This is a genomic window from Ensifer sp. R1-3 (assembly GCF_056739175.1).
In genome coordinates, this window is record NZ_CP096516.1 from 106,083 (window position 1) to 133,024 (window position 26,942).

23 protein-coding genes are annotated in these 26,942 nt (G+C 63.1%); 18 read left to right on the forward strand and 5 right to left on the reverse strand.

Annotated features, from left to right (window positions below; all coding sequences use genetic code 11):
- Positions 1–13: 13 nt before the first annotated feature.
- Entirely contained in the window at positions 14–928 is a 915-nt protein-coding gene (locus M1D43_RS17800) for an ABC transporter permease (protein WP_003532054.1), read from the reverse strand.
- Positions 929–1,013: 85 nt separating this feature from the next.
- Entirely contained in the window at positions 1,014–2,513 is a 1,500-nt protein-coding gene (locus M1D43_RS17805; RefSeq protein ID WP_013850154.1) for an ABC transporter substrate-binding protein, read from the reverse strand.
- A 320-nt stretch (positions 2,514–2,833) separates the two neighbouring features.
- On the opposite strand from M1D43_RS17805, the gene M1D43_RS17810 reads away from it, so the two are divergent.
- Genes M1D43_RS17810 through M1D43_RS17820 form a run of 3 tightly spaced genes read left to right on the forward strand, consistent with a single transcriptional unit; the run spans position 2,834 to position 6,089 of the window.
- Positions 2,834–4,021 (forward strand): sialidase family protein, encoded by a 1,188-nt coding sequence (locus M1D43_RS17810; RefSeq protein ID WP_014527602.1) that lies wholly within the window; start codon positions 2,834–2,836, stop codon positions 4,019–4,021.
- Entirely contained in the window at positions 4,021–4,986 is a 966-nt protein-coding gene (pdxA, locus tag M1D43_RS17815; protein WP_003532057.1) for a 4-hydroxythreonine-4-phosphate dehydrogenase PdxA, read from the forward strand. The genes M1D43_RS17810 and pdxA overlap by 1 nt, the downstream gene beginning before the upstream one ends.
- A complete protein-coding gene (locus tag M1D43_RS17820; protein WP_027990000.1) occupies positions 4,983–6,089 on the forward strand; it encodes an iron-containing alcohol dehydrogenase in 1,107 nt (368 codons plus the stop codon). The genes pdxA and M1D43_RS17820 overlap by 4 nt, the downstream gene beginning before the upstream one ends.
- Positions 6,090–6,312: 223 nt before the next feature.
- Here M1D43_RS17820 and M1D43_RS17825 read toward each other — a convergent pair whose 3' ends face one another.
- Both M1D43_RS17825 and M1D43_RS17830 read right to left on the reverse strand, forming a co-directional pair.
- Positions 6,313–7,014, reverse strand: coding sequence for a FadR/GntR family transcriptional regulator (locus tag M1D43_RS17825; RefSeq protein WP_003532059.1), 702 nt, complete (start codon positions 7,012–7,014; stop codon positions 6,313–6,315).
- A 3-nt stretch (positions 7,015–7,017) separates the two neighbouring features.
- Complete coding sequence (locus M1D43_RS17830) at positions 7,018–8,049, reverse strand: four-carbon acid sugar kinase family protein (RefSeq protein WP_014527601.1); 1,032 nt, start codon at positions 8,047–8,049, stop codon at positions 7,018–7,020.
- 317 nt (positions 8,050–8,366) lie between these two features.
- Between M1D43_RS17830 and M1D43_RS17835 the strand changes: the two genes are divergently transcribed.
- From M1D43_RS17835 to M1D43_RS17850, 4 genes are all read left to right on the forward strand, one after another.
- Entirely contained in the window at positions 8,367–9,206 is an 840-nt protein-coding gene (locus tag M1D43_RS17835) for an inositol monophosphatase family protein (protein ID WP_010975064.1), read from the forward strand.
- A 65-nt stretch (positions 9,207–9,271) separates the two neighbouring features.
- Positions 9,272–9,889 (forward strand): dual specificity protein phosphatase family protein, encoded by a 618-nt coding sequence (locus M1D43_RS17840; protein WP_014527600.1) that lies wholly within the window; start codon positions 9,272–9,274, stop codon positions 9,887–9,889.
- Positions 9,883–11,601 carry a metallophosphoesterase family protein gene (locus tag M1D43_RS17845; protein ID WP_027990001.1) on the forward strand — a complete coding sequence of 573 codons (1,719 nt, stop codon included), beginning with the start codon at positions 9,883–9,885 and terminating at the stop codon, positions 11,599–11,601. Before M1D43_RS17840 ends, M1D43_RS17845 begins: the two co-directional genes overlap by 7 nt.
- A gap of 83 nt (positions 11,602–11,684) precedes the next feature.
- Positions 11,685–13,328, forward strand: coding sequence for a Na/Pi cotransporter family protein (locus M1D43_RS17850; protein ID WP_498814344.1), 1,644 nt, complete (start codon positions 11,685–11,687; stop codon positions 13,326–13,328).
- Positions 13,329–13,378: 50 nt separating this feature from the next.
- On the opposite strand, the gene M1D43_RS17855 is transcribed toward M1D43_RS17850, so the two are convergent.
- The gene (locus tag M1D43_RS17855; RefSeq protein WP_003532065.1) at positions 13,379–14,365 is read right to left on the reverse strand and encodes a LacI family DNA-binding transcriptional regulator; all 987 of its coding nucleotides are present in this window, start codon (positions 14,363–14,365) and stop codon (positions 13,379–13,381) included.
- Positions 14,366–14,874: 509 nt separating this feature from the next.
- Between M1D43_RS17855 and M1D43_RS17860 the strand changes: the two genes are divergently transcribed.
- The 11 genes from M1D43_RS17860 to M1D43_RS17910 all read left to right on the forward strand — a co-directional run bounded on the left by M1D43_RS17860 (position 14,875) and on the right by M1D43_RS17910 (position 26,846).
- Entirely contained in the window at positions 14,875–16,725 is a 1,851-nt protein-coding gene (locus M1D43_RS17860; protein ID WP_015008681.1) for an ABC transporter permease, read from the forward strand.
- Positions 16,725–17,858 (forward strand): ABC transporter ATP-binding protein, encoded by a 1,134-nt coding sequence (locus tag M1D43_RS17865; RefSeq protein WP_003532068.1) that lies wholly within the window; start codon positions 16,725–16,727, stop codon positions 17,856–17,858. The genes M1D43_RS17860 and M1D43_RS17865 overlap by 1 nt, the downstream gene beginning before the upstream one ends.
- Before the next feature lie 41 nt (positions 17,859–17,899).
- On the forward strand, positions 17,900–19,024 hold the full coding sequence (locus M1D43_RS17870; RefSeq protein WP_003532070.1) for an ABC transporter substrate-binding protein: 1,125 nt from the start codon (positions 17,900–17,902) through the stop codon (positions 19,022–19,024).
- Positions 19,025–19,046: 22 nt separating this feature from the next.
- On the forward strand, positions 19,047–20,177 hold the full coding sequence (locus M1D43_RS17875; protein ID WP_014527597.1) for an ABC transporter substrate-binding protein: 1,131 nt from the start codon (positions 19,047–19,049) through the stop codon (positions 20,175–20,177).
- 53 nt (positions 20,178–20,230) lie between these two features.
- Entirely contained in the window at positions 20,231–21,115 is an 885-nt protein-coding gene (locus tag M1D43_RS17880) for an inositol monophosphatase family protein (RefSeq protein WP_014527596.1), read from the forward strand.
- A 61-nt stretch (positions 21,116–21,176) separates the two neighbouring features.
- Positions 21,177–21,794 carry a dual specificity protein phosphatase family protein gene (locus M1D43_RS17885; protein WP_013850145.1) on the forward strand — a complete coding sequence of 206 codons (618 nt, stop codon included), beginning with the start codon at positions 21,177–21,179 and terminating at the stop codon, positions 21,792–21,794.
- Positions 21,794–22,156, forward strand: coding sequence for a MurR/RpiR family transcriptional regulator (locus M1D43_RS17890; RefSeq protein WP_014527595.1), 363 nt, complete (start codon positions 21,794–21,796; stop codon positions 22,154–22,156). Before M1D43_RS17885 ends, M1D43_RS17890 begins: the two co-directional genes overlap by 1 nt.
- Before the next feature lie 111 nt (positions 22,157–22,267).
- Positions 22,268–22,477, forward strand: coding sequence for a hypothetical protein (locus tag M1D43_RS17895; RefSeq protein ID WP_003532080.1), 210 nt, complete (start codon positions 22,268–22,270; stop codon positions 22,475–22,477).
- A gap of 225 nt (positions 22,478–22,702) precedes the next feature.
- Positions 22,703–23,392, forward strand: a complete 690-nt coding sequence (locus M1D43_RS17900) for a response regulator (protein WP_014527594.1) — start codon at positions 22,703–22,705, stop codon at positions 23,390–23,392.
- A 44-nt stretch (positions 23,393–23,436) separates the two neighbouring features.
- Positions 23,437–24,606 (forward strand): FIST signal transduction protein, encoded by a 1,170-nt coding sequence (locus M1D43_RS17905; RefSeq protein ID WP_010975074.1) that lies wholly within the window; start codon positions 23,437–23,439, stop codon positions 24,604–24,606.
- Positions 24,603–26,846: a PAS domain-containing hybrid sensor histidine kinase/response regulator gene (locus M1D43_RS17910; protein ID WP_010975075.1), complete on the forward strand. Its 2,244-nt coding sequence runs from the start codon at positions 24,603–24,605 to the stop codon at positions 26,844–26,846. Before M1D43_RS17905 ends, M1D43_RS17910 begins: the two co-directional genes overlap by 4 nt.
- Positions 26,847–26,942 lie beyond the last annotated feature (96 nt).

Genomic DNA, 26,942 nt, shown 5'->3' on the forward strand with positions numbered 1-26,942 from the left:
GGTCGTTGCCTCCTCAATGCCGGATGCGCGGATCGAGCAGCGCATAGGCGAGGTCGATCAGCACGTTCATGAGGAAGATCGCAATGGCCGTGACGAGGATCGCCGCCAGCACCACGTTGAAATCGCGTTGCAGGATGGAATCGATCATGAGCTTGCCGACGCCGGGAAAGCCGAAGATAGTCTCGACCACGACCGCACCGTTCAGCAGGCTCGCCGCCTGGTCGCCGACCACGGTGATGACGGGCAGCATCGCATTGCGCAGTGCGTGGATGAAGATGATCGGCCCGGACTTCACGCCCTTGGCCCGCGCGGTCTTCACATAGGCTGAGGAAAGCGCGCTGACCATGGAACCGCGAACCACCTGGACGATGATGCCGAAGGGGCGGACGAAGAGAACCGCGATCGGCAGGATCCAGTGCACGACCGATCCGGTGCCGGATGTCGGCAGGATCGCGAAGTTGATCGAGAAGATGACGATGGCGACGATCGCCAGCCAGAAATCCGGGACGGACGCACCGATGAGCGAGACCATCGAGGACAGCCGGTCGAAGAAGCCGCCGGAGCGGAAGGCGCCCAGCGAGCCGACGACGATCGCCGCTCCCGTGACGAGCGTCATCGTGATGACGGCAAGCCAGAGTGTCCAGGTGAAGGCTTCGAGGACGACATCGAGCGCAGGGCGGGCCTTGCGCAGGGATTCGCCGAGGTCGCCGGTGACGACATCGCCCACATAGCGCGCGAACTGGACGAGGATCGGATCGTTCAGTCCGTGCAGCTCGCGGAACTGCTCCTTCATCTCGGCGGAGGCTTCGACGGGCAGAAACAGGGCCGCCGGGTCGCCGGTCATCCGGGACAGGAAGAATACCATGACGATCAGGCCGATGAGCGAGATCAGGCTTGCGAGCGCACGTTGGCGGATGAATCTGAGCATGGCAGCCCTCGATTTTGCATGAGGCGGCGGGGGTCCCGCCGCCGGAAGGTCTTCATTTCGAATGGCCGCTCGTCCGCGGTTCAGATCATTTGATCTTGATCTCGGAGAGCTGCAGCATGGAATTCGTCGCCATCGTAGGCTTGAAGTCCAGTCGCTCGGACACCCGCGAGAAACCGACCATGTGGAACAGCAGCACGTCTGCCACCACCTCGTCATGGACATAGGCGATGACCTCGGACCAGAGCTTGGCGCGTTCGTCGCCGACGGCTGCCGAGGCACGGGCGATCAGGTCGTCGACCTTCGGATCGGAGAAGCCCGACTGCGTGCCTTCGGAGTCGTATTTGAAGAACATCGAGAAGGAGGGGTCACCCTTCGAGTTGTCGTGCATCGCCGCAACCAGCTGGGGACCGCGCCCTTCCTTGAAAGGCTTCGAATAATAGACTTCGTGCTCGGCGACTTCTACGAATTTGAGCTCGACCTTGAGCCCGACCTCCTGCAACTGCGCCTGGATGGCCTCCATGATCTCGGTCACGTTCGGAAAGTTCGCCGTGCGCGCGATGATGGTGATCGGCGTGTCTACCTTGACGCCATCGGCCTTGGCCTCCTCGATGAGCTTCTTGGCCTGCTCGGGATCGTAGGGGAAGACCTTCACGTCGGGGTTCCAGCCGAGCGTCGGCGGCGGAACGATCGCGGTGGCGAGGACGGCACTGTCAGGCACCAGCGTACCGAGGAAGGCCTCGCGGTCGATCGCAAGGTTCAGAGCGCGACGGATGCGGACGTCGTTCAACGGCTCGATATTGTGGTCGATGCGCAGATAGACGGTTTCGCTGTCGAGATAAGAGAAGTCGGTGGCCGGGTTGGTCGCCTCGGTCTGCGAGATCGACGGGGAAAGGTCGGCTTCACCCGTCTGGACCATCGCGGCGCGGACCGCAGGATCGGCGCGGAACAGATAGGTGGCCTCGGTGACCTCGGGCTTTTCGCCCCAGTAGTCGTCCCGGGCGGAAAGCACGATCTGCTGTCCGGGCGTCCAGTCGGTCAGCTTGTAGGGGCCGGTGCCGACGGGCTCGCGCACGAATTCCATCGGCGTCTCTTCCGGCACGATCGTCAGCAACGACAGGAGCAGCGGCAGGATCGGCTGGACCGGATCGACCGTGAAATCTACGGTCGTGTCGTCGACGACGTCGATCTTGATGTTCATGCCGCCGAAATAGCGGCGCGACTCGCAGGCATTCTTGTCGCTCATCACGCGGTCGAAGCTGTACTTGACGTCCTTGGCGTTGAAGTCCGTGCCGTCGGAGAACTTCACGCCCTTGCGCAGATTGAAGCGCCAGCTGCCATCCTCCTTCTGCTCCCAGCTTTCCGCCAGACGAGGCATCAGGCCCTTGCCCTCGCGAACGTCGAGCTCGGTCAGAGTCTCGCTGACGTTTTGCATGATGATGCGGCCGATATTCGAGCGCGTGGCCATGCAGGGTTCAAGCAGGTCCGCCTCCTCCGGCAGAACGATCTTGACCGGCCCGGATGCCGCGAAGGCCGGGGCGAGCGCGGAGCCCAGCATGAGGGCTCCCATAATCAGTGTTCTTTTCATTTGCATTCTCCTCCCTCTAGGATCTCGTGTGTGGCGCGGCGACCTTCGTGCGCCTCTCTCCATGCAGGTATTAGCGGCAATCAGCCTCCTCGCCGCTAAGCGCCCTTCTGCCGCCGAATTGTCCAGACCATCCGATTTCTCAGCAAGTTTGTCAAATTGTTTTCGCCGATATTCCGGGATGAAAAATTTTGATCTCGAAACTAAGTAGCAAAAACAATATGTTGGTAGCACATAGGCCCGGGCTTGAACGCGCTGCAGACAAATAGAAAACTTGACAACTTTCGAAATTCCGCGATTGTCCAATGCATGAGGAGGCTTTCATGACGCCTGACGAAATCGCAAACGCAATGACCGGCAAGCTCCGGGAGACCGGGGGAGGGCGATTGGAATCGCTCCTGCCCTCGCCCATGGTGCAGAACCACGCAGCCTTTCTGCACAGGCTCGAGGACGGAAGTCTCGTCTGTGCCTGGTTCGGTGGGACGCTCGAGGGAAAATCCGACATTTCGATCTTCGCGTCGGTGCTCGCGCCAGACGCCGCGCAATGGGGCGAGCCGCAGCGGCTGAGCTTCGATGCCGAGCACTCAGAGCAGAACCCGGTGCTGTTCACGGCGCCCGACGGGCGGCTCTGGCTTTTCCACACGTCGCAGCCTTCGGGCAACCAGGACGAATGCCGCATCCGTATGGCCGCAATCGAGAGGGATGCCGCTGATCCGACGAGGCTTGCCGCTTCCGAGGGGCGCTATCTCGACCTGCCGCGCGGCTGCTTTATCCGCGCGCCGCTGGTCATCAGAGATGACGGGGCCTGGCTTCTGCCGATCTTTCGCTGCATCCAGCGCCCCGGCCAGAAGTGGAACGGCAGCCACGACAATGCGGCCGTCGGCGTCTCGATCGATGGCGGCCGAAGCTGGCAGCTCGCCGATCTCAACGGCTCGATCGGTTGCGTGCACATGAGCCCGGTGCGCGTCGGCGACACCGGCTACGCCGCTTTCTTCCGCCGCCGCCAAGCGGACCAGGTCTATCGCGTCGAGAGCGTCGACGGCGGGCGGACGTGGAGCCTGCCGGCGCCGACCGACGTGCCGAACAACAATTCCTCCATCGCGGTCGTCAGGCTCAGGGACGGCCGGCTGGCGATGATCTGCAATCCGGTGAATGCGGCCCTTTCGGCCGACCGGCGCGCATCGCTTTACGACGAGCTCGGAGACGACGACGGCCGGCCCGATGCCGATCCTTCAGGCGGCTGCGTGCCGATCTGGGGCGTGCCGCGGGCGCCGGTGAGCGTCTGCCTGTCGGCCGACGACGGCCGGACCTTCCCCGATCGTATCGCGATCGAGGACGGACCGGGGACCTGCCTTTCCAACAATTCGACCGATGGACACAACAAGGAGATGTCTTATCCGTGGCTCCTGGAAGGACACGACGGCAGCCTGCACGTCGCCTACACCTACCATCGGCGGGCAATCAAATATGTCCGTCTGCCGCCCGGGTGGGCCGACGAGGGGAGAAACTGATGAGCAAGATTATCGGCATCACCATGGGCGATCCCTGTGGCGTCGGACCGGAGATCACGGTCCGATCGCTTGCTGAGATGTCGGCTGCTGACCGGGAGGCGACCCGTATCTACGGCAACCTCGCGACGCTCGAGGCTGCAAGGGAGGCGCTTGGTCTCTCGGTCGATCTTCAGCCCTATGTCGTCGACCTTACGGTCGAGGGCGCGCCGCTCCCCTGGGGTAGCCTTTCGGCAGTGGCAGGCGACGCAGCCTTCCGGTTCATCGAGCGCGCGGTACGCGATGCCGAGGCCGGCAACATCGGCTGCATCGTCACGGCGCCGATCAACAAGGAAGCACTCAATATGGCAGGCCACCATTACGACGGCCATACCGGCATGCTGCGCAGCCTGACCGGATCGAGCGCCGCCTATATGCTGCTTGCCTCCGAGCGCCTCAAGGTCATTCACGTCTCGACCCATGTGTCGCTCAAGGAGGCGATCGGCCGCGCCACCACCGAGCGGGTCCTTGCCACGATCCGCGCCGGCAACGCGCACCTGAAGCGCATCGGCTACGAGCACCCGCGCATCGCGGTCGCCGGCATCAACCCGCATTGCGGCGAGAACGGCCTGTTCGGCACGGAAGACGATGATCAGATCGGGCCTGCGGTGGCGGCCGCGCGTGAAGAGGGCATCGACGTGCAGGGGCCGATCTCTGCCGATACCGTGTTCCATCGCGCCTATTCGGGAGGCTTCGATCTGGTCGTCGCGCAATATCACGACCAGGGTCATATCCCGATCAAGCTGGTCGCCTTCGATACGGCGGTCAACGTATCCGTAGATCTTCCGATCGACCGCACCTCCGTCGATCACGGGACTGCCTTCGATATTGCCGGAAAGGGTATCGCCAATCACGGCAACCTGAATTCCGCGATCGCCTATGCGCGCAAGCTCGTGGCCGGTCAGGCAAGCAGAAAGGCAGCGTCATGATTACGATCCATCAGCCGCGCCGGCTCGTCGTCGGCGCCGGAAGCCGCGGCGAAGTCGGCGCGTGGGCCGGTCAGGCCGGCTCCACCCTGGTCATTGCGACGCCGGTCACGTCCCGCTTTGCCGACAGCCTGAAGCTCTCGGGCAAGGTCACCTTATTCGACGCCATCCCCGGCGAACCGGATATCACGACGCTCGAGGCGGCGCTTGAAGCCGCGCGGAACGCTCGCCCGGATCTGATCGTCGGTCTTGGCGGCGGCTCGGTGATGGATGTAGCCAAGCTGGTCGCGGTACTCTGGGACTCCGGGCAATCGCTCGCCGATGTCGCCGGACCCAATCGCGTGGCCGGCCGCAACACGCGCCTTGCGCAGGTCGCGACGACCGCCGGCACGGGTTCTGAGGCCGGGATCCGTTCGCTGATCACCGACCCGGGCAAGGGCAGCAAGATCGCGGTCGAAAGCCCGCACATGATCGCCGACCTCGCCGTGCTCGATCCGGAACTCACCTACAGCGTGCCGCCTGCGGTCACCGCGGCGACCGGCGTGGATGCCATGGCCCATTGCGTCGAGGCCTTCACCAACCGCAAAGCCCATACGATGATCGACGGCTTCGCCCGCATGGGGTTCAACCTCGTCGGCAAATATCTCGCCCGTGCCGTGCGCGACGGCGAAGATACCGAGGCGCGCGAGGGCATGATGCTGGCTTCCTATTACGGCGGCATATGCCTCGGCCCCGTCAACACGGCGGCCGGGCACGCCATCTCCTATCCGCTCGGCACGCTCTTGCATCTGCCGCACGGTCTCGCCAATGCGATCATCTTTCCGCATGTGCTCGCCTTCAACCAGCCGTCCGCTGCGGCAAAGACGGCGGAAGTCGCGGATGCCCTCGGGCTCGGGCAGGGTCTCTCGCAACGTGATCTGCTGTCGGCCGCGAAAGATTTCTGCGCCGGCCTCGGCATAGAGATGTCTCTGGCCGTCAACGGCGCGAAGGCGGCCGACCTGCCGCGCTTTGCCGCGGATGCGCATGCGATCCGGCGGCTGATGGACAACAATCCGGTCGACATGAGCGAGGCCGATGTGCTGGAGATCTACCGGGCGGCGTTCTAAGACCTGTTGAGATTCGGGATACCCGCCGCGGCTCATCCCTGTGTTCGTCACAGGGATCCAGCCAGACCAAGTCCTTGGGCTGAAAGAACTCTTCCCCGCGCCGCAGATGCGGCGCGGTTCTCATCTCTGTGACAAGCACAAAGATGAGGAGAAGAGGAGGGGCCTTAATTCAAGCAGCGCGGACGGGGGTATTTCTCTCCTTCTCCTCGGGCCGCCCTGGCCTCTACTGCGACGCGAGGAACAGGCGGTCGCGCGACCCCGTCAGGTGCTTCAGCATCAGCATGCGGGCCTCTTCGGCACTGCCGGCGGCAATGGCATCTGCGATCGCCTCGTGTTCGGCGAAAACCCTGGATAGGCCGCTTGCCTCGCGCTTCACCGAGATGCCATGGAACTTCATGCCCACGGCGATGTGCTCCTTCAGTGCCTCCATGGCGGTCGAGAAGTAGCTGTTCTGGGCCGCACGGGCGATCGCAAGATGGAACTGGAAGTCGGCATCTTCCCGGTGGGACTGCCGGTTGGTGGCGTCGCGCAGCAGTTCGAGTGCCCGGCGGATCGATGCGAGGCTCGTCTCGTCGTGCCGGAGCGCCGCCGCGGCTGCGGCTGCGGGTTCCAGCGTCAGGCGGAATTCATAGCAGTTCAGGAGATCGGCGACGTTTTCCAGTTGACCGAAGCCGAGCGGCTCGCGAAGGCCCACGGCTCTCACGAAACTGCCCGCGCCGCGCCGGGAATAGATGAGCCCCTGGTCCCGGAGGCGCTTTAATGCCTCCCGCACGATGGGCCGGGATACCTCGAACTCCGTCGCCAGCTCATGCTCCGTCGGCAGACGCTCGTCCGGCTTGTAGGCGCCGGACTTGATCGCTCGGTGCATTCTTTCGAACACGATGTCGGGCAGGCCCTTGCGGGGGGTCCCTTCCTGCAGTCCCATCGTCTATCTCGCCTCCCCCATTATTTGCCTTGCGATGTCGCTCAGCGTGTCCGGCCCGCCGAAGCCGCCGGACTTCGTGATGATATAGCGGCCATCGGCAAAGGCCAGCGCGATCCCGGGCATGCATTCGCCCAGAAGGCGGAACCGGGAAACGCCCATCCGTTCCAGCACTGCCTCGGCTGTCGCACCACCTGTAAGAAGCAGGGTCGCGGCCCCGCCGGTGAAAGCCGGAACGACGCTATCGGCCAGGTTGGCGGAGACTTCGGCCGGGCCGAGCGGCGTTACGCCCTCGGTCGCCTGAATGATGGTCACCGTCCCGGTTGCGGGGGCGCTGGGCTGCTGCACCCTGCCTCCGGCTGCCGGGACATATTCGGTGGAATGGTTTTCCCGCAGCACGTCGACCTGCTCGACCGTGATCGGGTCGCGCGATCCGACGACGATCAGTATAGGTTGCCGGGGTAGCGGTATCAGCGGCAGCGTTTCGCTATCCGTCATTAGATGGGCAAGTGCATCGGCAAGCCCTCTCGCGCCGATCATGAGGTCGCAGCCGGCCGCCTCGGCGCTTGCCAAGGCGGCGAGCATGTCTGTGCGAGACATCGTATCCGGTATCAATGTCCGACCCGCATGTCGGCCAAACCTTTCGGCGACCGGGATCGGCGCTTCCACGCCGAACCCCCGGACATGGCCGTCCACCACGATGCGGCCGAAATCGGGGATAGCCGGCGCGACGACCGCGCGGGCAAAAGGGGTGGCGTCGAGCTCAGCTTCGATATTGCCCTTCAACCGTGAGTCGACTTTCTTGAAAATCCGCGCACTTTCAGGGATGTGCTTCAGGACGTCTGATGTCGCCTTGCGCGCCTCATCCGCGGAAACCTCGCGGGACTTCACGTTGACGACGAGAATGTCCGGTGCGTCCGCCAGTGCAGCATCCACGGAGTCCAGCGCGAGAGCGACTTCCGTACGAAGGCCGCGGCCCGCAAACGGGGCAGCTGAATCAAGAGCACCCGTCAGATCATCGGCGAGAATCACAAGCATGGGGAGACGCTGAAAATCCGATTGTTGTTATCTTACATGTTGTATTTTCTACATGTGTTGCAGGGATTTGCAAATTTAAATTTACAAATTTTTCTGGATGGTTTGCCGCAACGGAATGCATGGCACCGGAACGCGATCGCGTTACCGCGCTCGGTGGATTGGCATGGGGTGGCATCCTCTGCCGGACCACTGAACTTGCGGAGCCACGCGCTCCTGCCTGGACGCCAACTCTTGCGGCAGTGGCTCTGCTCAGGGGTCTTGAACGCAATGAACACGTGTGCAATATTGCGCGCGTGTGCAATGAAGTGGAAGCGTCAGTGAGTCGACAGTCTTTTTCCGATGACCTCGATGGTCGAGCAGAACTTTGTCGCGAGGTCATTCGCTCTGCCGGCGCATTGATCCTGAAAGGATTTCAGGGCGAGGCGAGGCAAAATATTTCCATGAAGGGGCCTCAGGACTTCCTGACCGAGGTGGATGAGGCCTCCGAGGCCCATATACGCGAGGCGCTTGCCGCGCATTTTCCGGGAGACGGCTTCTTTGGCGAAGAGGGTGGGGGAGCGATAAGCGATCGGGTCTGGGTCGTCGATCCCATCGACGGCACCGCGAACTTCGCGCGGGGCATCCCGCATTTCTGCATCTCGATCGCCTTTGTCCAAAGCGGGTCGACCGAGATCGCCGCGATCTACAATCCGGCGCTGGACGAACTCTACTTCGCGCGCCGAGGCGCGGGCGCGACGCGTAATGGGGTTCCCATCCGGGTCGCTCAAACAATCCGCTTCGATGCTGCGTCGCTGGAAATGGGTTGGTCGATGCGCGTTCCGAACACGGCCTATCTCGGCGTCATGGAAGCGCTGCTCGGCATGGGCGCCAATGTTCGCCGCGCCGGTTCCGGCGCATTGGCGCTCGCTTACGTCGCTGATGGCCGCTTGGACGGCTATATTGAACTGCACATGAATTCCTGGGATTGCCTTGCCGGCCTACTGCTCGTGAGCGAGGCGGGCGGAGTCGTCTGCCCATATCTCGAGATCGGCAGCCTGGACGCCGGCGGCCCGGCTCTTGCCGTGGCGCCCGGCCTTGCATCGGACACGAGCCGTGCCTCGAACATACCCTTGGCCGCATGTGCGATGCCGGCGGACCGGCAGATTGCTCCAGCCTGACCAGCGCGCGGAACCGGCCGATCGTCTTGGAGACTGACGCGGCGTAGCCGCGAAAAGGAGACTGCATGGATGCACCTGTCCATACCCGACCGGCCATCAGCCTGATTGCCGAGGGATTGGGGCCGCACGGCTCCGCTCTCTACATCGGCGGAAGCGAAGGCGCGCGCGACCTGGGGCTTCTGCGACGAAACGGCATCACCGCCGTCGTCAATTGTGCCATCAACCTCGACATCAACTATGTCGAGGTGCCTTCCGACAAGGCGGATGGCGAGCGCAGGGCGTCCGGGTTCGCGGCAATACGCTACTACAAGATCGGCATGATCGATGACGAGGGCAGTCCAGACACCATGATTCTGGGAGCCTATTACGTACTCGACGGTGCGCTTCGCCAGTCGATGCCGAAGCGGCCCACCTATCCGTTCCGGGACGGCGGTAACATTCTCGTCAACTGCCGCGGCGGACGAAGCCGTTCCGTCTCGCTCGTCGCACGCTTCCTGCACAAGCAGCAACCGAACCTTTACCCGACGCTTGACCATGCCGTGGCGGCGATCCGCGCGCGCAGGCAATTGATGCCGGACGAATGGTTCGAGACGCCCAAGCCGATGCTCTACGAGGCAGCAAGGAGAGCCTCCGTCTGGATCGACATGATCGAGCGCGAACGGCAGAAGGAGAGGCCATGTTGAAGCGCACCCGGCCGGCCGTCGCCGTAATCGCCGACGCGCATTTCCACGATCTCAAAGCGGATTTCGGCTTCGCCAGAGTGGAAGTTGAGGGTCGGGAAATCACCATGCGCAGCTGGGCGGATACCCGGCAATCCACACGCGTCTTCAACGAAAGCGCGGAAGCGTTTCTGGCGGCCCTTGCCGAGGTGCGCCGGCGCGGCATCCGACACGTCGTGCTGCTCGGGGACTATACGGACGACGGCCAGCGCGCCACCACGAGCGCTCTGCGGGACATTCTCCGTGAGCATGCCGATGCGTTCGACATCTCGTTCTATGCGCTTCCCGGCAATCACGACATCTTCGGGCCGCGGGGCAGGCATCACACAAAGCAATTCCTCGGCCGCGACGGCCGGGGCATTCTCGTCACCAGCGATGCGAACAGCGCGGGCAGCGGCGCTGCCGTCAGTGACCGCATGTATTGCGAAGGCTATCCGGCGGGCCTCGATCCGATGGCGGCCTTCGGCTATTTCCGCAGGTCCGAATATCTCCATTGGGAGACCCCGTTCGGCACCTCCGATGCGGTCGAAGACCGTCGATACGGGGTGGCCTCACCGGACGGCAGCAACCACTACGAGCTGATGGACGCATCCTATCTGGTCGAACCCGAGCCCGGCCTCTGGCTGCTGATGATCGATGCCAATGTCTTCGAGCCTGTGAACGGGACGTTTGAATGGGGTGAGGAAGCGGCTTTCATCGACAGCACCTCGGGCGGCTGGAACGCGATGATCCGCTGCAAGCCTTTTGTCGTCTCCTGGATCGCCGACGTCTGCGCACGGGCACGGAGGCTCGGGAAAACTCTGCTTGCCTTTTCGCACTATCCGGTGCTCGACCCTTTCGATGGTGCGACTGGCGCAGAGGCAGCGCTGTTCGGCGAGACCAACATCGCCCGGCGTACACCCAGAAAAGATGTCGAGCGGGCGTTGCTTGCGGCCGGACTGTCGCTCCATTTCAGCGGGCATCTTCATGTGGAAGGCGTCACGCGCCGCGGCAGCGGAGACCGGTCGCTGACCAATATCGCGGTCCCGTCGCTCGTCGCCTTTCCGCCGGCTCTCAAGATCGCGCATCCGGGAGAGGGGAGCGTCGTCGTGGAGACGGTGGAGCTGTCCGGACTGCCTGCCGACCAGCGGCTCCGCAGCGCCTATGAACGAGAAGTCGCGCTGCTCGGCGAAGAGCCGGAGGCCGCCTTTTCGGTCTCCACTTACGGAGCCTTTCTCAGGGCACACAAGCGGGCACTGGTCAGTCACCGCTATTTTCCCGAGGAATGGCCGCCGGCAGTCGTCGAGCGCGTGGCAGACCTCACGCTCGAGGAGATCGCGTGCCTCTTCACCGAAGAGACCGCCGGCGGCGTGCCGATGCTTTCCGCTTTGGTGCACGCTTCGGCGATCGACATCGCCGAGCTGAGAAGCCTGCCGATGATCGAGCTCGTCGCCGATTGGTACTGTCTTCGGCAGGGGGCATCACTCGCTTTGCCGCATATCGAAAAATCGCGGCTGCCCCTCTATCGCTTTCTGGCCGAACGGTTCGGATGCGAGCCGAGGACCCGACACAGTTCGGTGAAAGGCTTCGTCGCCATATTCCTGGGAGCGTTGAGTCTGTTTCTGGACCGCGCGGAAAATGGTGAGGCGCAGATCGTCGTTGTCTCGAATCCCGTACGGCAGGACGCCCCCGCGTGAGTGGCAGTCGGATGGGCTATGCCGCGCGGGAAGAGAGGCGCACCGTCGCGTCAAGCGCGTTGGCAGGCAGCTAAGGTGGGCTCATGGAATCGGCCATTGTTGGGATCAATCTTTTCGGCGCGGTCGCGCTGCTGCTCTACGGACTGGCACAGGTCAAGGACGGCATGTCGAGGGCCTGGGGCGCGCGGCTGAGAACCGGCCTCGCCGCCGGCACGCGCGGCGGGCTGCGTTCGTTCGCTGCAGGATTCGTCGCCACAGTGGCCCTTCAGAGTTCGACTGCGACCGCACTCATGGTCGCCTCTTTCGTGGAAAAGGAGCTGATCGCGCCGGCGATGGCACAGGTCGTTTTGCTGGGCGCCAATGTCGGGACGGCCGCCACGGCCTGGATCGTGGCGCTCGGCCTCGGCTGGCTGTCGCCGCTGCTTATTCTCGCCGGAGTTGCCCTCGGACGAACGCGGTCCAGCGCGCGCAGCGGTGCCGGCAGCGCTGTCGTTGGCATCGGCCTCATGCTGTTGTCATTGCATCTGCTCGCAAACGCGACCGATCCGCTTCTGCAGTCGCCGGCACTCGGCGCCTTTCTCGCGATGCTCGACAATGCCTGGCCGGTGGCTTTGTTCTTCGCCGCCGCACTTGCGGTTCTCGCCTCCTCCAGTCTCGCCATCGTGGTGCTCATCCTGTCGCTGGCCTCTGCGGGCGGCATTTCGAACGCGCTCGTCGTCGTTCTTGTCCTCGGCGCCAACCTCGGCGGGGCTGTGCCGCCGGTGCTTGCGACGCTCGGCGCTTCCGCAGACGCGCGGCGCCTAACGATCGGCAATCTCATCGTCCGGGCTATTGGTTGCGTCATCGCCCTGCCGCTGGCCGGCTATTGTGCGGAATTCATGGAGCTAGCACGGCTTTCGCCGCAAAAGCTCGCCGTCGATGCCCATCTTCTGTTCAACCTGGCCGTGGCGATGATCGCCTTTCCAGTGTCGCCTCTCCTTTACCGGCTCACGGCCAGCCTCATCCCGCAGGAGACCGAGAGCGACATCGGGCCACGCTATCTGGACATGGAGGCCCTCGCGAGACCCGTCGCCGCACTTGCCGGGGCCGGGCGCGAGGTCATGGCGGTGGGCGACCTGATCGAGGGCATGCTGGTGCGGGCCCTGGACGCGCTCAAAGGGAACGACCTCTCAATGCTTGCCGATATCAGCATGCTCGAAGGGCGGGTGGACCGGATCCAGCATGAAATCAAGCTCTACGTGTCGCGGGTCGGCAAGGACGATATGACGGAAGACGACCACCGCCGGGCCCGGCATATCGTAGACTATGCCATCAACCTCGAGCATATCGGCGATATCATTGAGAAGGGGCTGCATCCCGAGATCGCAAAAAAGATCAGCCGCGGCCTGCGCTTTTCGGAGGACGGTCAGGGCGAACTCGTAAGGCTCTTCGCGATCACGCTCGACAACATGCGCATGGCTCAGGCTGTTTTCGCGACCGGCGACGCGGAGCTGGCGCGGCGTCTCGTGGAGGTGAAGGAAGAGGTGCGCCGGCTCGAGAAGCAATCGGCGGAATGCCATCTGCAGCGCCTGCGCGAAGGGCGGCTGGACAGCATGCAGACGAGTTCGCTGCATCTCGACATGCTGCGCGACCTGAAGCGGATCAATGCCCATGTCGCCTCGGTCGCCCACCCGATCCTCGACGACAGCGGCCTCCTGATCGAGAGCCGCATCCGCCAGCCCGTCTGAAGCCGGAAAAGTGTACAGCGGTTTTCCGTCCTGAAGTGGGTTTTCGACACCTAGCGCGCCGTCTGCCGCTCCACCAAGGTCACCGGCACGACTTGCATCCGGGTTTCCGGTTCGTCGCTGTCCAGAGCTGAAAGTACCTTTTCCGTCAGGGCCTGAAAGGATTGGGCAACCGTCGTGAGCCCGTAGCTTTTCCAACCGGCCTGCGGGATGTCGTCGAAGCCGACGATCGAGACGTCCTGCGGTACCCGCCGGTTCATTTCCAGCCGCGCCGCATCGAGGAAGCCGAGCGCCAAAAGGTCGGTCACGCAGAAGGCGCCGTCGATCGCCTTGTCGACCAGAAGCTCACGCCCCGCCTGCACCCCGGACTCGTAGCTCGTCGGACCGCCCGACCAGGCGACGACGTCCACCCCCTCGGCCTGCATTCGCTGCGTGAACGCTTTCGCCCGGCGCAACTGGGCGGGGGTCTGGCTGCCGCTCGTGACGACGGCGACCTTTTTGCACCTCGACTCTATCAGCCGCAGTGCCGCGAGGTCGGCGCCGTGGGAATCGTCGCTCAGCACCATGTTCGTATCCGTGCGGTCGAGACGCTGGTTGATGAGGATGAGACGCACGCCATTGGCGATGCATTCATCGACGATCGAGGCGGGCGGCTCGCCGGAGAGAACGACGATCGCCTGGGCGCGAAACTCGAACAGAAGCTCGATCAGAGGGGCTATGTCCTGGCGGGCGTCGGCGGCATTCAGAAGGAGGCATTGCTTGCCCTGGCGCAAGAGCCCGATGCTCAGCAGGTCCAGCTGCTTGGAAATGAAGGGCGAGGAGAGATTGGCGCCGACGACGCCGATCAGGTTGGAGCGGTCATTGTTCAAGACCTGGGCCAGCCGATTGACGCGATAGCCCAGCTCGCGGGCAGCCTTTAGGACCTTGCGCCGGACCGTCTTCGAGACGCTGGCACCGGGGGTGAAGGTACGCGATACCGCCGAGCGCGAGACGCCCGCACGCTTTGCGACCTCCTCGGCCGTCACAAAAGTCCTCGCCATCCGTCCTCCTTTCGGCATCGATCAGCCCTCTACCAGAGGCCATGAACCGCGAAAAGTTCCAAGCGGAAAATTGCGCGGGCCGCGGCCGGTCGGCTCTCATTCCCAGCTGTCTTTCCTGGACCCCGGCAGCCACACCGGGCCCGTTCCGGAACGGTAACGCAACTGAACACGTGTGCGTATCAAAAAGACGTAGCAAATACAAGACGATAGATGATTGCTCACGTGTGCATTTTTCTGTTGACAAACGGACGGTCTGAATCGATCATACGTTCCATAAAGACGCGGATTTTGGAATTTTATTCCGCCAACGGGCCGGACGAGATCGCGGTTTGTCTCAGTGAGAGGAGACGCCGCGACGCTGCTGCCGGCGACGTCACAGCAACGGCATGGCCCGGGAGGAACGGAGGCGGGCTGCCGGTGCCGTACAACAGGCGAGAGCTTTCGGCTTCAGCGCGCGGTGACGGACATCGATGCCGGCGAAATAAGCATAAGCGGCCATGGGAGGAATAATGGCTCTTCTGAGTGAACCGGCAAAGGCGGCGGCGGCTGAAACCCGGTCTGCCGCGCCTTCGGCCTGGCAGGCATGGCGCTATCGGCTGAAGGTTGCCCTGCGTGAACCCACGACCCTGATCGGTGTTCTGACGGCGCTGCTGTTCACGTACCTGATCGTCGTTCCGATCATTTCCATCGTGCTCGACGCCGTTCGCGTGCAGTTCGGGCACGAGCGGCGCCTGAGCAAGGATGTCGGCGATCTCACGCTCTATTATCTCGACAGAGCGCTGTTCTCGCCGGTGTCGGCGGACCTGTTCTGGCGCCCGCTTTTCAACACGCTCTCCGTTGCCGTGGGCGCCATATCGCTCTCGCTGCTGGTCGGCACTGTGCTTGCCTGGCTCATAAGCCGAACGGACATGTTCGGGCGCCGCTGGTTCGCGACCGCGCTGATCGTGCCCTACATGCTGCCGGCCTGGACCTTCGCGCTCGCCTGGACGACGCTCTTCAAGAACCGTACGGTCGGCGGCCAGCCCGGATGGCTGGAAGCGACGGGGCTGACACCGCCCGACTGGCTCGCCTATGGCCGGTTTCCGATCACCATCATCCTCGCGCTGCACTACACGCCCTTCGTCATTCTCCTGTTCGGCTCGGCGCTCAGGCGCTTCGATTCCCAGCTCGAGGATTCGGCACGCATCCTCGGTGCCAAGCGCCACCAGGTGGCGCTGCAGATCATCCTGCCCCTGATGCGCCCGGCATTGCTCTCCTCGATGGTGCTCATCTTCGCCAAGTGCCTGGGAGAATTCGGCGTGCCCTATGTGCTTGGCCTGCCGGTCAAGTTCGAAGTTCTTTCGACGTCGCTCTTCCGCAGCATCGCCTCGCGCCAGACGGGCGTCGCCGGGGTAATCGCCGGCTCGATCATGCTGATAGGCATCATCACTCTGTGGATCGATGCGCGGCTGGTGCGCGAGGCTCGCCGGTTCGTCACGATTGGTTCGAAAGGGTCGATGAACCGGCAGAGCCGGCTTGGCCGCATGCGCCTGCCGGCGGCGGGATTCGCCGCCACGGTCTTTCTGTTGAGCGTGGGCTTGCCACTCCTCACTTTGTTGCTGTCGACGGTCATGAAGATGCCTGCGAGGTTCACGCTCGACAACTTCACGCTGGACTACTGGATCGGTCGTGATCTCGACACGATTGCCCTGAAGACCGGCATCCTTTTGAGCCCCGACCTCTGGGACGCTGCAAGGAACACGCTGACGATCGTCGGGATCGCCTCGGTAACCTCCGGCATTCTCGGCCTGCTGGTCGGCTACGTGGTCATCCGCACGCCGGTGCGCCTCCTGTCGGTCTATCTTCGGCAGGTGACCTTCCTGCCTTATCTGGTGCCCGGCATCGCCTTTGCTGCTGCCTATCTGTCGCTGTTCGCGGTTCCCCGCGGCCCATTGCCGGCGCTCTATGGCACGGTCATCATCCTCGTGCTGGCGCTCATCGCCGACCAGATGCCCTACGCCTCGCGCGCCGGCATCTCGGCCATGACGCAGCTCGGCAAGGACCCGGAGGAGGCAGCCCAGGTCGCCGGAGCCGGCTGGCTCAGGCGGATGATCTCGATCGTCATTCCGATCCAGAAGGGCTCGCTCGTGACCGGCGTGCTGCTGCCGTTCATCTCCGGGATCAAGGGGCTCAGCTTATTCGTCATCCTGGCGGTGCCGAGCACGGATGTGCTGACCACCTATTCGTTGCGGCTGGTCGACTATCACTACACGCAGGCCGCGAACGCCGTGGTGCTCATCATCGCTGCCATCGCCTATTGCGGCACGCTCATCGCCCAGAAGCTGACCCGCACAAATCTTGCAGAAGGACTTGGAAGCTGATGCCCACGATCAACCTGCGCGGTGCGCAGAAGAACTACGGCGTGAATTCCGCGAACGCCGTGTCCAACCTCGACCTCGAGATCCGCGACGGCGAATTCATGTGCCTTCTCGGCCCCTCGGGCTGCGGGAAGACCACGACGCTCAGAATGATTGCCGGACTCGAGAATCTGTCGGGCGGCGAAATCAGGATCGGCGAATGTGTGGTCGACTGCGTGGCCGGCGGGGTCTTCGTACCGCCGGAGAAGCGGGAGATGGGCCTCGTCTTCCAAAGTTATGCCTTGTGGCCGCATCTGACGATCGAGCGCAACACGGACTTCGGCCTCAGACTGCGGAAGCTCCCCAAAGCCGAAAGGGAGGAGCGCGTCGAGCGCATCATGCAGGCGCTCGATATCGCCAAATACCGGGACCGTTATCCGTCGCAACTGTCCGGCGGCCAGCAGCAGCGAGTGGCTCTTGCCCGCATGCTGGCGATCAACCCCGGCGTGCTGCTCCTCGACGAGCCGCTCTCCAATCTCGATGCGCGGTTGCGCCTGGAGATGCGGGCGGAGCTCAAGCGGCTACATAAGGAATTCAAGACGACCATCGTCTTCGTCACCCATGATCAATGGGAGGCGATGACGCTCGCGACGACCATCGCGGTCATGAATGAGGGGACTCTGCAGCAGATGGGCACGCCGAACGACATCTACGATCGTCCGGCGAACCGGTTCGTCGCAGAGTTTGTCGGCAGCCCCCCGATAAACATATTGACCTTCGGTCAGACGGGCACGTCCGACGTGGCCGACAAGGCGGACGCCTATCTTGCCGCCCGTTGTCCGCACCTCGCGGGGGTAGGCTCCGTCGGAATCCGCCCGGAGGCGATCGGCTATGCAACGCGGATCGAGGACGTGCCGAAGGGCAGCTTCTCCGGGGAGACGACCGTGACCGGCGTTCTGCCGACGGGGGGCAACTGGATCCTGGAGCTCAGGAGCGAGAGCCACACCCTGTTCCTGACGACCCATGTTCTGCCGCGGATCGAGCAGGGCGCCAGAGTGTTCTTCTTCGCGCCGCCGGAGGCGTTGCATGTCTTCGATACAGATGGCCGCCGGATTGCGGAGGCGGACGCGCGACTGAGAGGCCTAGCCTACAACTGACAACGACAACATCAGGAAAAACCTGCGGAGGGAGAAACAATATGAAGCGGAGTGTGAGAAGCGGCAGATTTTTGCTTTGCGCGACTGCGATGCTTTACGTGCTTGGTACCGGAACACGGGCGGAGGAGCCTTTCGATATCGACGCCCTCGTCGAGGCGGCCCGCAAGGAAAAGCCGATCACCGTCTATGACAGCACCGGCAAGATCGTCGAGATGGCCAAGAACTTCGCCGACAGATACGACGTCGGCGCGGAGGGCTCGAAGGTGAAGGCGTCGGCCCAGCTCGAGATGATCATCCGCGAGGCCCGGGCCAACAACATTCAGGGCGACGTCTCCATCATCAGCGACGCTCCGGCCGCCATGGCGCAGCTCATCCCGCAGGGATTTGCCGAGAGCTGGCTGCCCCCGGATCTCGCGGCGAACATCCCGGCGCAGTACCAGGACCCGTTGACGGTGGTTACCAGCGCCAATGTCTGGGCCTACAATACCGAACTCTTCGACAAGTGCCCGGTCACGAATATCTGGCAGCTGACCGAGCCCAAGTGGAAGGGCAAGGTCGCCATGCAGGATCCGCTCGGGAAGGCATCCTATGTCGACTGGTTCAACCAAATGGCCAAGCACGGCGACACAGAGGTCGCTGCCGCCTATAAGGCGCTCTACGGCAAGGACATCCAGACCGAGGAAGCAAGCGCGACCGCGGCCTGGGTCAAGGCGCTTGCCGCCAACGCGCCGCTCCTGACCGATGCGGACGCCGCCGCGGCCGATGCGGTCGGGGCGCCCGGCCAATCGGAACCCTTCATGGGACTGATGAGCTCCGCGAAGTTCCGCGACAATGCGGAAAAGGGCATGAAGCTCGGCCTCTGCAAGGACCTGAAGCCATGGGTCGGCTGGCTCTATCCGGGCGTCGGGCTGATCACCAAGGGCACGGACAGCCCAAATGCTGCGCGCCTCTTCATCCACTACGTCTTGACCGCCGAAGGGATCGCTCCCCAGGCCGTGGACGGCAAGATGTCGACCAACAGGGAAGTGGCTCTGCCGTCGGACGAACCGTCGGGAATCGCGACCGTTCTCGATCAGCTTCTGCCCTACAGCATGGAGACCAGCCTCGACGACTGGGACGCGCGTGAGACGTGGCAGGATTTCTGGCGCGTGAACTATCAGAAATAACGGCCAGAAGCGGGAGGAAATGATGAGAATGCATATTCACAGAATAGGGCGGACGGCGGTGGCCGCGCTCGGAGTCGCAGCCGGAGTGATTTCGACAACGGCTGCTGCAGCAGACGGGTTCGACCTCGATCGCGTGATCGCGGCGGCAAAAAACGAAAAACCGATCACCATCTATGACAGCACCGGCAAGATCGTCGAGATGGCGGAAAATTTCAGCGCCAAGTACGGGCTGAAGGCGACCGGCATGAAGGTGTCGGCGAACAGCCAACTCGAAATGATCATCCGTGAGGCGCAGGCGGACAATGTGCAGGGCGACGTTGTCCTGATCACCGATGCACCGGCAGCCTTGGCGCAGCTCCTGCCGGAGGAATTCGTGCAGAGTTATCTGCCGGAGGACATGGCTGCCAAGATACCGGCGGAGTTTCGAAATCCGCTGGCGATTTCGACCAATGCCAATGTTTGGGCCTACAACACCGAAGCCTATGACAAATGCCCGATTTCTAACATATGGGAACTGACGGATCCGAAGTGGAAGGGCAAGGTCGCGCTCGTCGACCCGCTGACGAAGAGCACCTATACCGACTGGTTCAACCAGATGGAGGCGCATGGCGACGACAAGGTCGCCGCCGCCTACAAGGCGCATTTCGGCCAGGATTTGCAGACGGAAGAGAAAAGCGCATCCGCCGCCTGGATCAAGGCGCTGGCTGAGAACGCGCCGCTTGCGACGGACGGCGACGACCCCGTGGCCGAGGCCGTGGGCGCGCCGGGGCAGAAGGCGCCGTTCTTCGGTCTCCTGAGTTCGGCCAAGTTCCGCGACAACGAAGCAAAGGGCTACAAGCTCGGCATCTGCAAGGATCTCGACCCCTGGATCGGCTGGACCTACGTCAAGCTCGGGCTGATTGCCTCCAAGACTGCGAGCCCGAACGCCGCCAGGCTCTTCGTCCACTATATCCTCACGGAAGAAGGCATCGCGCCGCAGATGAAGGACGGCAAGCTGCCGACCAACACCGACATCAAGATGCCCGCCGACGAGCCGTCCGGATTGATGGCCGTGTCCGATCGGCTCTTCGGCTACGATTCATCCACCGGCCTCAGCGACTTCGACCGGCGCGAGGAGTGGCAGGACTTCTGGCGCGCCAATTACAGCAAGTGACTGTTCCGGCGCGCGCCTCGCGCCGGGCTTCCTCCAACAGACTGGGATACCCAATGCAGCACAGTGCGCCTCCCGGGCCGATTATCGCCGATCGCCATGCCGTCGCTCTCTCGCAGCGCCTTGCGGAGACTGCGCGGGGAGCAGCCCTTGCGGTTCGCGCGCCGCTTCTCGAGGCGTTCCGCTCCGAAATGGCGGTGGACTACAAGGCCGATCTGCACGACATCGTAACTGTCCATGACCGGCGGGCGGAGGCGATCATTCGCGCTTATATTTTCGAGCACGAGCCGAACTCGGCGGTCATGGGCGAGGAGGGCGGCCAGACGGGCGACGGAGAGTTCCAGTGGTATGTCGACCCGATCGACGGGACGGCGAATTTCGCTCGCGGGATTGCCTTCTGGTGCGTGTCGGTGGCCGTGGTCAGGGATGGGGCCGTGCTCGCCGGCGCCGTCTACGACCCGGTGGCGGACCTCATGTTCTCGGCGGATCTCGAAAACGCGGAGCTGAACGGCAAGGCACTCGCTTCGCGCGCCGCCGGTGACGAAAAGCGCGCCACTCTCATCACGGGCTACCCGGTTGCGCGTGATTTCCGGCTCGACGGCCGCGAGGCGACGCTTGCCAATTTCGGAGCATTGACCGAAACCTTTTCGACGCTGCGCCGGCCCGGAAGCGCGGCACTCAGCATCGCCCATGTGGCGGCCGGATGGGCGGACGCCGCAGCCGGCTTCGGCGTCAACGCCTGGGACGTCGCCGCCGCAACGCTCATCCTCAAGAATGCCGGCGGGCGATACGAGCCGCTCACCCTCGGCAAGGTGGCGGTCGATGCCGCGGATTTCATGTGCCCGGGCTATATCGCCACCGGAAGGGGGGCGGATTATCCAACCCTCGAGCGGGTCGCCCGGTCGATCTCGACGTCCCGGATCGCAAAGGCCGGACAGTAACAGGCGTTTCAATGCGATCGGACACAGCGCGACGACCTGATGTCGGCGCCGGAGAAAAAGCATGCAGTTTGAAACAGACCCGCAATCGATCGCCGCCGAACTTCCGAAGCTCAGCCTGGTCTACGAGAAGCATCCGCTTTATGGCGTCGATCTCTTCATCAGCGGAAAGGAAGCCGCGAGCGATCTCGATCTCCTGCGCCAGAACGGTGTCACCACCGTGGTCAACTGCGCGGTCAACCTGGATTTCAACTATGTGCGGCAGGCGGACTTGGTATCCGATCACGAAGGCAGCGCCTACGGACCGGGGGAGATCCGCTATTACAAGATCGGCTTGATTGACGGTTCGGGAAACCCGGACACGCAGATGGTCGCCGCCTATTACATTCTGCGTGCTGCGCTGGAGCAGATATTGCCGGAGAAGCAGTCTTATCCGAGGCGGGACCGGGGCAACGTCCTCGTCAATTGCCGGGGAGGACGGTCGCGTTCGGTGATCGTCATGGCGCTGTTTCTACACCTGACGCTTCCTTCGGAATTCGTTACCCTCGCTGCCGCAATCGCGCACATTCGCGAGCGCCGCCAACTCGCGCGCGCAGAGTGGTACAAAGCCCCGAAACCCGTTCTCATCGAGGCCGCAGGCCGTGCGGCGGAGTGGGTACGGTTGATCGAGGGTGTCCGTTGATGGCTTTGCTGTCCGCCACGGCCGACGAGGAAAAAGCCGATCGCAAGGCAATGAGCTGCCGATGCGGAAGAATGCCTCCCTCCAACCTTCGCGAGCTCAAGGCCATGATTGCCAAGAAGCAGGCGGTCTTTCCCGGCGAACGTAAGCGCGTCATGCGCGCCATACTCGACCATCCCGAGATCATCGCCTTCGGCACGGCGACCTCGATAGCGGCTGCGTGCGGCGTGTCCTCGGCCACGGTCGTGCGTCTGGCGGGTCACCTCGGATTCAGGAAGTTCCGCGATTTCAAGAATCTGTTTCGCGATCATCTGAAAGAAACGCGCGCCTTACAGCAACGGATGCTCCGCTGGCGTCCTCGATGACGATGACCCCCGCGCCGTGCATGCCCAGCGCTTTTGGCCGGCGGCTGGCACATTCACGCGTTGACGGCTATATTAGCCCGTGCGTAAACTTCATCCGAAACGGGAGAAGTCATGGAGCCGGTGACGCTCGTACTGACCGTATGCCTTTCAATGGCACCCGAAAAGTGCCGGGAGGAAACGCTGCAGTTTCAGGACCTGAGGTCGTTGAATCAATGCATGTTCCAGTCTGCGGTGTACATCGCCGAATGGTCCGAGCAGCATCCGGCGCTTCGCGTCAAGAAGTGGCGATGCAGGGTTGCGGATGCGAGCCGCCCCGTCTGATTTCCTGGGCACACCCGCAACGAGGCGCTTGAATCTCGTGCGCGTATCGCCGACAGTGTAGCGTCGCATGGCAAATCTCGGAATTGCCCGGGGTGGAAAACTGTGCGACAACGATTCGCGTCGTGCTGGGGAGAGTACGACGGCCTGGGAGAGAGATATTCTCGGTGAACTCGGAGTGGCTTTGAGTCGCTCGGTTTGGCTTGGAAGTATCTCGGGAGGAGAGCCATGCCGCGGACAGCCGTGCCCGTTCATTCGCTTTCGATAAAGTCGGCCCTGGTGATCGATGATCATCCGCTCTATTGCGATGCTCTGGCCGCGACGATGGAAAGCACCTTCAATACACGCCGGATCAGAACGGCGACGTCGTTGAGCGAAGCGCTGCAGCAGCTCAGGATGCGCTTCTCGCCCGATCTGATCATGCTGGATCTGAACCTGCCCGATGCGTCCGGCTTAAGCGGTTTTCTGAAAATCAAGGAGAAGATGCCCGATATTCCGGTCATCGTGATCTCCGCCTTCACGTCGAAGGACGTGGTTCAATCGGTCATCGCCGCCGGCGCCGCGGGGTTCATCCCCAAGGACATCGACCGTCATAATTTCCAGGAAGCGATGCAGGATATCTGGAACGGCAAGACCTATGTGCCGCCGGGCTACGCGGTGCCGGCGCGCGCGACGGCCACGGACCAGTCGGTGGAGACGATCTCGCGCAAGATCGCCCATCTGTCGCAGCAGCAGACCCGCATTCTGAGCCTGATCTGCGAAGGCATGCCGAACAAGCTGATCGCCTACGAGATGCAGCTGGCCGAGGCGACCGTCAAGGCGCATATCACAGCGCTTCTGCGCCGGCTGGGCGTCCACAATCGCACCCAGGCGGCGATGCTGGTACGCGAAGTATCGATCCGCCACAGCCTGCAGTGAGGTGTGCCCGGCCTGCCGGGATGGGAGTTGGAGGGTGACGGTGCATGACGGCTGTCGACGATCTTGACCGCAAACCCGCCGAGGCGGTGCGGCTCGCGACATCACGCGCCGACGATGCGTTCACTGCCCTCGCCGAAATCAGACGGCAGCTCGCCACGGCGAGGCCGAGCTTCATCTTTCTGTTCGTGCCGAACCGGCTGCAGCCGGACGACCTTGCCGCTGCGCTCAGAAAGTCGCTGCCGAACACGGTCGTCTTCGGCTGCACGACAGCCGGCCAGATCACGCCGCGCGGCTATGAAAACGATACTCTGCTGGCGGTCGCCTTCCAGCGGCATCATTTTCGGGTGGCCTCGATTCTGTTCCAACCGATTTCCCCGGTTTCGATCGCCGATGTCGTTTCCCAGACGGAGCGGCTCGCCACGCAGTTTCGCGTGACGCCGGGCCGGAAGCGGCTGGCGCTGATCTTTGCCGACGGACTGTCCAAACAAGAGGATATTCTGGTGGCGGCCCTGGAGGCGGGGCTGAAGGACATTCCCGTCTTTGGCGGTTCGGCCGGCGACGGGCTGCGGTTCCAGCGCACCCAGGTGCTTCGCAACGGTGAATTCCACAGCAATGCCGCGCTCCTCCTGCTGCTCGAAACCGATCTGGAGTTCAGCGGTCTCGGCTTCGACCATTTTCAGCCCACCGACAAGCGCATGGTGGTTACCCGCGCTGTCCCGGAGGAACGGCTGGTCCTGGAGATCAACGGCTCGCCGGCGGCGGAGGAATATGCCCGGCTGGTCAAGGTGCCGGTCGGCGAATTGTCGCCGATGGTCTTCGCCGAGAATCCGGTGCTGGTGCGCAACGGCAACCTCTATCACGTGCGGGCGATCCAGCAGATTCAAGGCGAGCACGGGCTCACCTTCCTGTCGGCGATCGACGATGGCCTGCTGTTGCGCCTCGGCCGCGGCAAGGAGATCATCCGCACGCTCGAGACGGGGCTGGCGGTCAGCGGCCATGACGGTGAGGCCCCGGATTTCATCCTCGGTTTCGATTGCTATCTGCGCAAGCTCGAGATCGAGCGCAAGGGTCTGGACAGCGAGGTTTCCGAGCAGTTGCGGCAGCGCCGCGTCGTCGGCTTCAACACCTATGGAGAACAGCATCTCGGCGTGCACGTGAACCAGACCTTTGTCGGCGTCGCCTTTTTCCGGCCGAAGGCGGGCGCGCCGCTATGATCGATCCGAACGAGCCCTACGAACTTCAGATCGCCAAGCAGGCAAGGATCATCGAGGCGCTGGTCAACCGGGCCGAGCGCGGCCACGAAGTCGGTGGCTCCGCCTATTCGCTCTTCGAATCCGCCATCGCCCTTCAGGCGGAGGTCTGGGAAAAGACCAAGGATCTCGAAAAGGCCCTCGATACGCTCGACCGGGCCTCGAGCGAGCTCGAGGTCGCCTACCAGGCGCAGGAGCGGATACAGAGAAACCTCGCCGATGCCATGGTGGCGATGGAGGACGGTTTCGCACTCTTTTCCGAAGAGCGACTGCAGGCCTGCAATGCCCAGTTCCGCAATTTGCTGCCCGATGTGGAGCCGCTGATCAAGCCCGGCCTCGGTTTCGACGACTATCTCGCGGCGGTCAACGCAAGCAAGTATCTGAACCGGGAGGAGAATGGCTTGGCGGCACGGCCTCACCCGGTGGCGAGGGAGCAGGGATCCGGCCAGCGCTTTTCGTCCTTCGTGATGGTGCTGCGGAACGATCGCTGGTTTCAGATTTCCTACCGGCAGACCAGTTCCGGCAACATCACGGTCCTGCAGACCGAAATCACCGACATCGTGCGGGAGAACCGGCGCGAGAAGAACCGCCTGATCGACCAGCAGTCCCATCTGCTGCAGGCGGCGTTCGATCACATGTCGCTCGGCATCTGCACGTTTTCGTCAGGCGGCGAGTTGCTGGTTCGCAACGAGCGCTTCGGTGAGCTTCTCGGCGTGCCGCTTTCACTCCTGAAAAAGGGAAGTCCCTTCCAGCGCATCGTAGAACATGTCGAGCGTCACGAAATTCTCGACCGCGAAGGGCGCCGGTCACGGGTCGCCGGCTGGTTCAAGGCGGTGCGCCGCGGCGAGGCGGTGCAGGAGCGCTTCCGCCGGCGCGACGGCATGAGCCTCGACATCCGCATCCATTCCCTGCCCGACGACGGTTTCATCGTTTCGATCATGGACGTGACGGCGGAGACGCAGGCCTCGGCGCTTCTGGAGCAGCGGGTGCAGGAGCGCACGGCCGAATTGACCGAGGCCAATCGCCTGCTGCAGATACACGCCGACGAGCAGACCAAGATCGAGGCGGCGCTTCGGCACGCCAAGGAGGCTGCCGAGGCAGCCCACACATCCAAGACCCGCTTTCTGGCGGCGGCCAGTCATGATCTCCTTCAGCCGATCAACGCCGCGAAACTCTATCTGTCGATGCTGACGGACAAGGTGGGGCAGCCGGGCACGGAGGAAGTGGTCAGGCGCCTGAAGCGATCCTTCACCTCGATCGAATCGCTCCTGCAGGCGCTTCTCGACATTTCGCGCCTCGACAGTTCGGGAGCCGAGTTCAACGTCACCTCGTTCAATCTCGGGAACCTGCTGCAGGGCGTGGCCGAGGATCTGGCGCCCTTGGCGACGGAAAGGGGGATCGACCTTCGGATCGTGCCTTCCTCACGATGGGTCAGCAGCGATCAGCGCTACCTGATGCGCTGCGTCCAAAACCTTGTCGTGAACGCCATTCAATATACGGAGCGCGGTCGTGTGCTGGTCGGTTGCCGGCTGACGGGCGATGCCGTGCGGATAGAGGTATGGGATACCGGCGTCGGAATATCCGAGGAAGACCGGACACGGATATTCAAGGAGTTCACCCGGGCAAGTGGCGCGGCGAAAGGCCCAGGCATGGGACTTGGCCTGTCGATCGTCGAGCGGGCATGCCGGCATCTCGATCACCCCATCCGGCTGGCATCGCAGCCGGGCCGGGGCTCCGTCTTCTCGATCGAAGTGCCGCTGGCCGCGCCTGGCCATGCCAGCGTCAGCGAGGACCCGAGGATGGAGCCGATGCTCGACGGCAGCCTCGATCTGATCGTGATGATCGTCGAGAACGATGCCGACGAGCTGCACGCGATGACGCAGGTTCTGGAAAGCTGGGGAGCCAGCGTTCTGGCAGCGGACTCGACTGCGGATGCGGCGGCGCTGATGCAGGAAATCGGCACGGCCCCCGACATCTTGCTGGTCGATTATCAGCTGGATGATGAGGACAACGGCATAGAAACCATCCATACGCTGCGCGCGCTCGCAGGAGCCGAAATACCGGCGATCATCATTTCCGCCAACCGGCAGCGGCAATTCCTGCAGCTCTGTAACGAAATGTCCTTCGCCGTGCTCACCAAGCCGGTGCAGCTGGTGCGGCTCAGGGCGCTGATCGACTGGAAGACCCGGGCCCGCGTGGCGTGAGACAAACACAGACAAAGGTCTCCGATGACATTGCCGTGGCCGCTGCTAGGCTCGAAGCCGGTAAACGGAGCCTCGGAACGGGCCACAATCGGACGG

Excerpts from the sequence above, each read along its gene's own strand:
- M1D43_RS17830 (WP_014527601.1), bottom strand. The coding sequence starts at position 8,049 with ATGCTTGTGATTCTCGCCGATGATCTGACGGGTGCTCTTGATTCAGCT.
- M1D43_RS17875 (WP_014527597.1), top strand. The coding sequence starts at position 19,047 with ATGAGAATGCATATTCACAGAATAGGGCGGACGGCGGTGGCCGCGCTC.
- M1D43_RS17840 (WP_014527600.1), top strand. The coding sequence starts at position 9,272 with ATGGATGCACCTGTCCATACCCGACCGGCCATCAGCCTGATTGCCGAG.
- M1D43_RS17880 (WP_014527596.1), top strand. The coding sequence starts at position 20,231 with ATGCAGCACAGTGCGCCTCCCGGGCCGATTATCGCCGATCGCCATGCC.
- M1D43_RS17805 (WP_013850154.1), bottom strand. The coding sequence starts at position 2,513 with ATGAAAAGAACACTGATTATGGGAGCCCTCATGCTGGGCTCCGCGCTC.
- M1D43_RS17895 (WP_003532080.1), top strand. The coding sequence starts at position 22,268 with ATGGAGCCGGTGACGCTCGTACTGACCGTATGCCTTTCAATGGCACCC.
- M1D43_RS17905 (WP_010975074.1), top strand. The coding sequence starts at position 23,437 with ATGACGGCTGTCGACGATCTTGACCGCAAACCCGCCGAGGCGGTGCGG.
- M1D43_RS17855 (WP_003532065.1), bottom strand. The coding sequence starts at position 14,365 with ATGGCGAGGACTTTTGTGACGGCCGAGGAGGTCGCAAAGCGTGCGGGC.
- M1D43_RS17820 (WP_027990000.1), top strand. The coding sequence starts at position 4,983 with ATGATTACGATCCATCAGCCGCGCCGGCTCGTCGTCGGCGCCGGAAGC.
- pdxA (WP_003532057.1), top strand. The coding sequence starts at position 4,021 with ATGAGCAAGATTATCGGCATCACCATGGGCGATCCCTGTGGCGTCGGA.
- M1D43_RS17865 (WP_003532068.1), top strand. The coding sequence starts at position 16,725 with ATGCCCACGATCAACCTGCGCGGTGCGCAGAAGAACTACGGCGTGAAT.
- M1D43_RS17870 (WP_003532070.1), top strand. The coding sequence starts at position 17,900 with ATGAAGCGGAGTGTGAGAAGCGGCAGATTTTTGCTTTGCGCGACTGCG.
- M1D43_RS17845 (WP_027990001.1), top strand. The coding sequence starts at position 9,883 with ATGTTGAAGCGCACCCGGCCGGCCGTCGCCGTAATCGCCGACGCGCAT.
- M1D43_RS17900 (WP_014527594.1), top strand. The coding sequence starts at position 22,703 with ATGCCGCGGACAGCCGTGCCCGTTCATTCGCTTTCGATAAAGTCGGCC.
- M1D43_RS17890 (WP_014527595.1), top strand. The coding sequence starts at position 21,794 with ATGGCTTTGCTGTCCGCCACGGCCGACGAGGAAAAAGCCGATCGCAAG.
- M1D43_RS17800 (WP_003532054.1), bottom strand. The coding sequence starts at position 928 with ATGCTCAGATTCATCCGCCAACGTGCGCTCGCAAGCCTGATCTCGCTC.
- M1D43_RS17885 (WP_013850145.1), top strand. The coding sequence starts at position 21,177 with ATGCAGTTTGAAACAGACCCGCAATCGATCGCCGCCGAACTTCCGAAG.
- M1D43_RS17860 (WP_015008681.1), top strand. The coding sequence starts at position 14,875 with ATGGCTCTTCTGAGTGAACCGGCAAAGGCGGCGGCGGCTGAAACCCGG.
- M1D43_RS17850 (WP_498814344.1), top strand. The coding sequence starts at position 11,685 with ATGGAATCGGCCATTGTTGGGATCAATCTTTTCGGCGCGGTCGCGCTG.
- M1D43_RS17910 (WP_010975075.1), top strand. The coding sequence starts at position 24,603 with ATGATCGATCCGAACGAGCCCTACGAACTTCAGATCGCCAAGCAGGCA.
- M1D43_RS17825 (WP_003532059.1), bottom strand. The coding sequence starts at position 7,014 with ATGGGACTGCAGGAAGGGACCCCCCGCAAGGGCCTGCCCGACATCGTG.
- M1D43_RS17810 (WP_014527602.1), top strand. The coding sequence starts at position 2,834 with ATGACGCCTGACGAAATCGCAAACGCAATGACCGGCAAGCTCCGGGAG.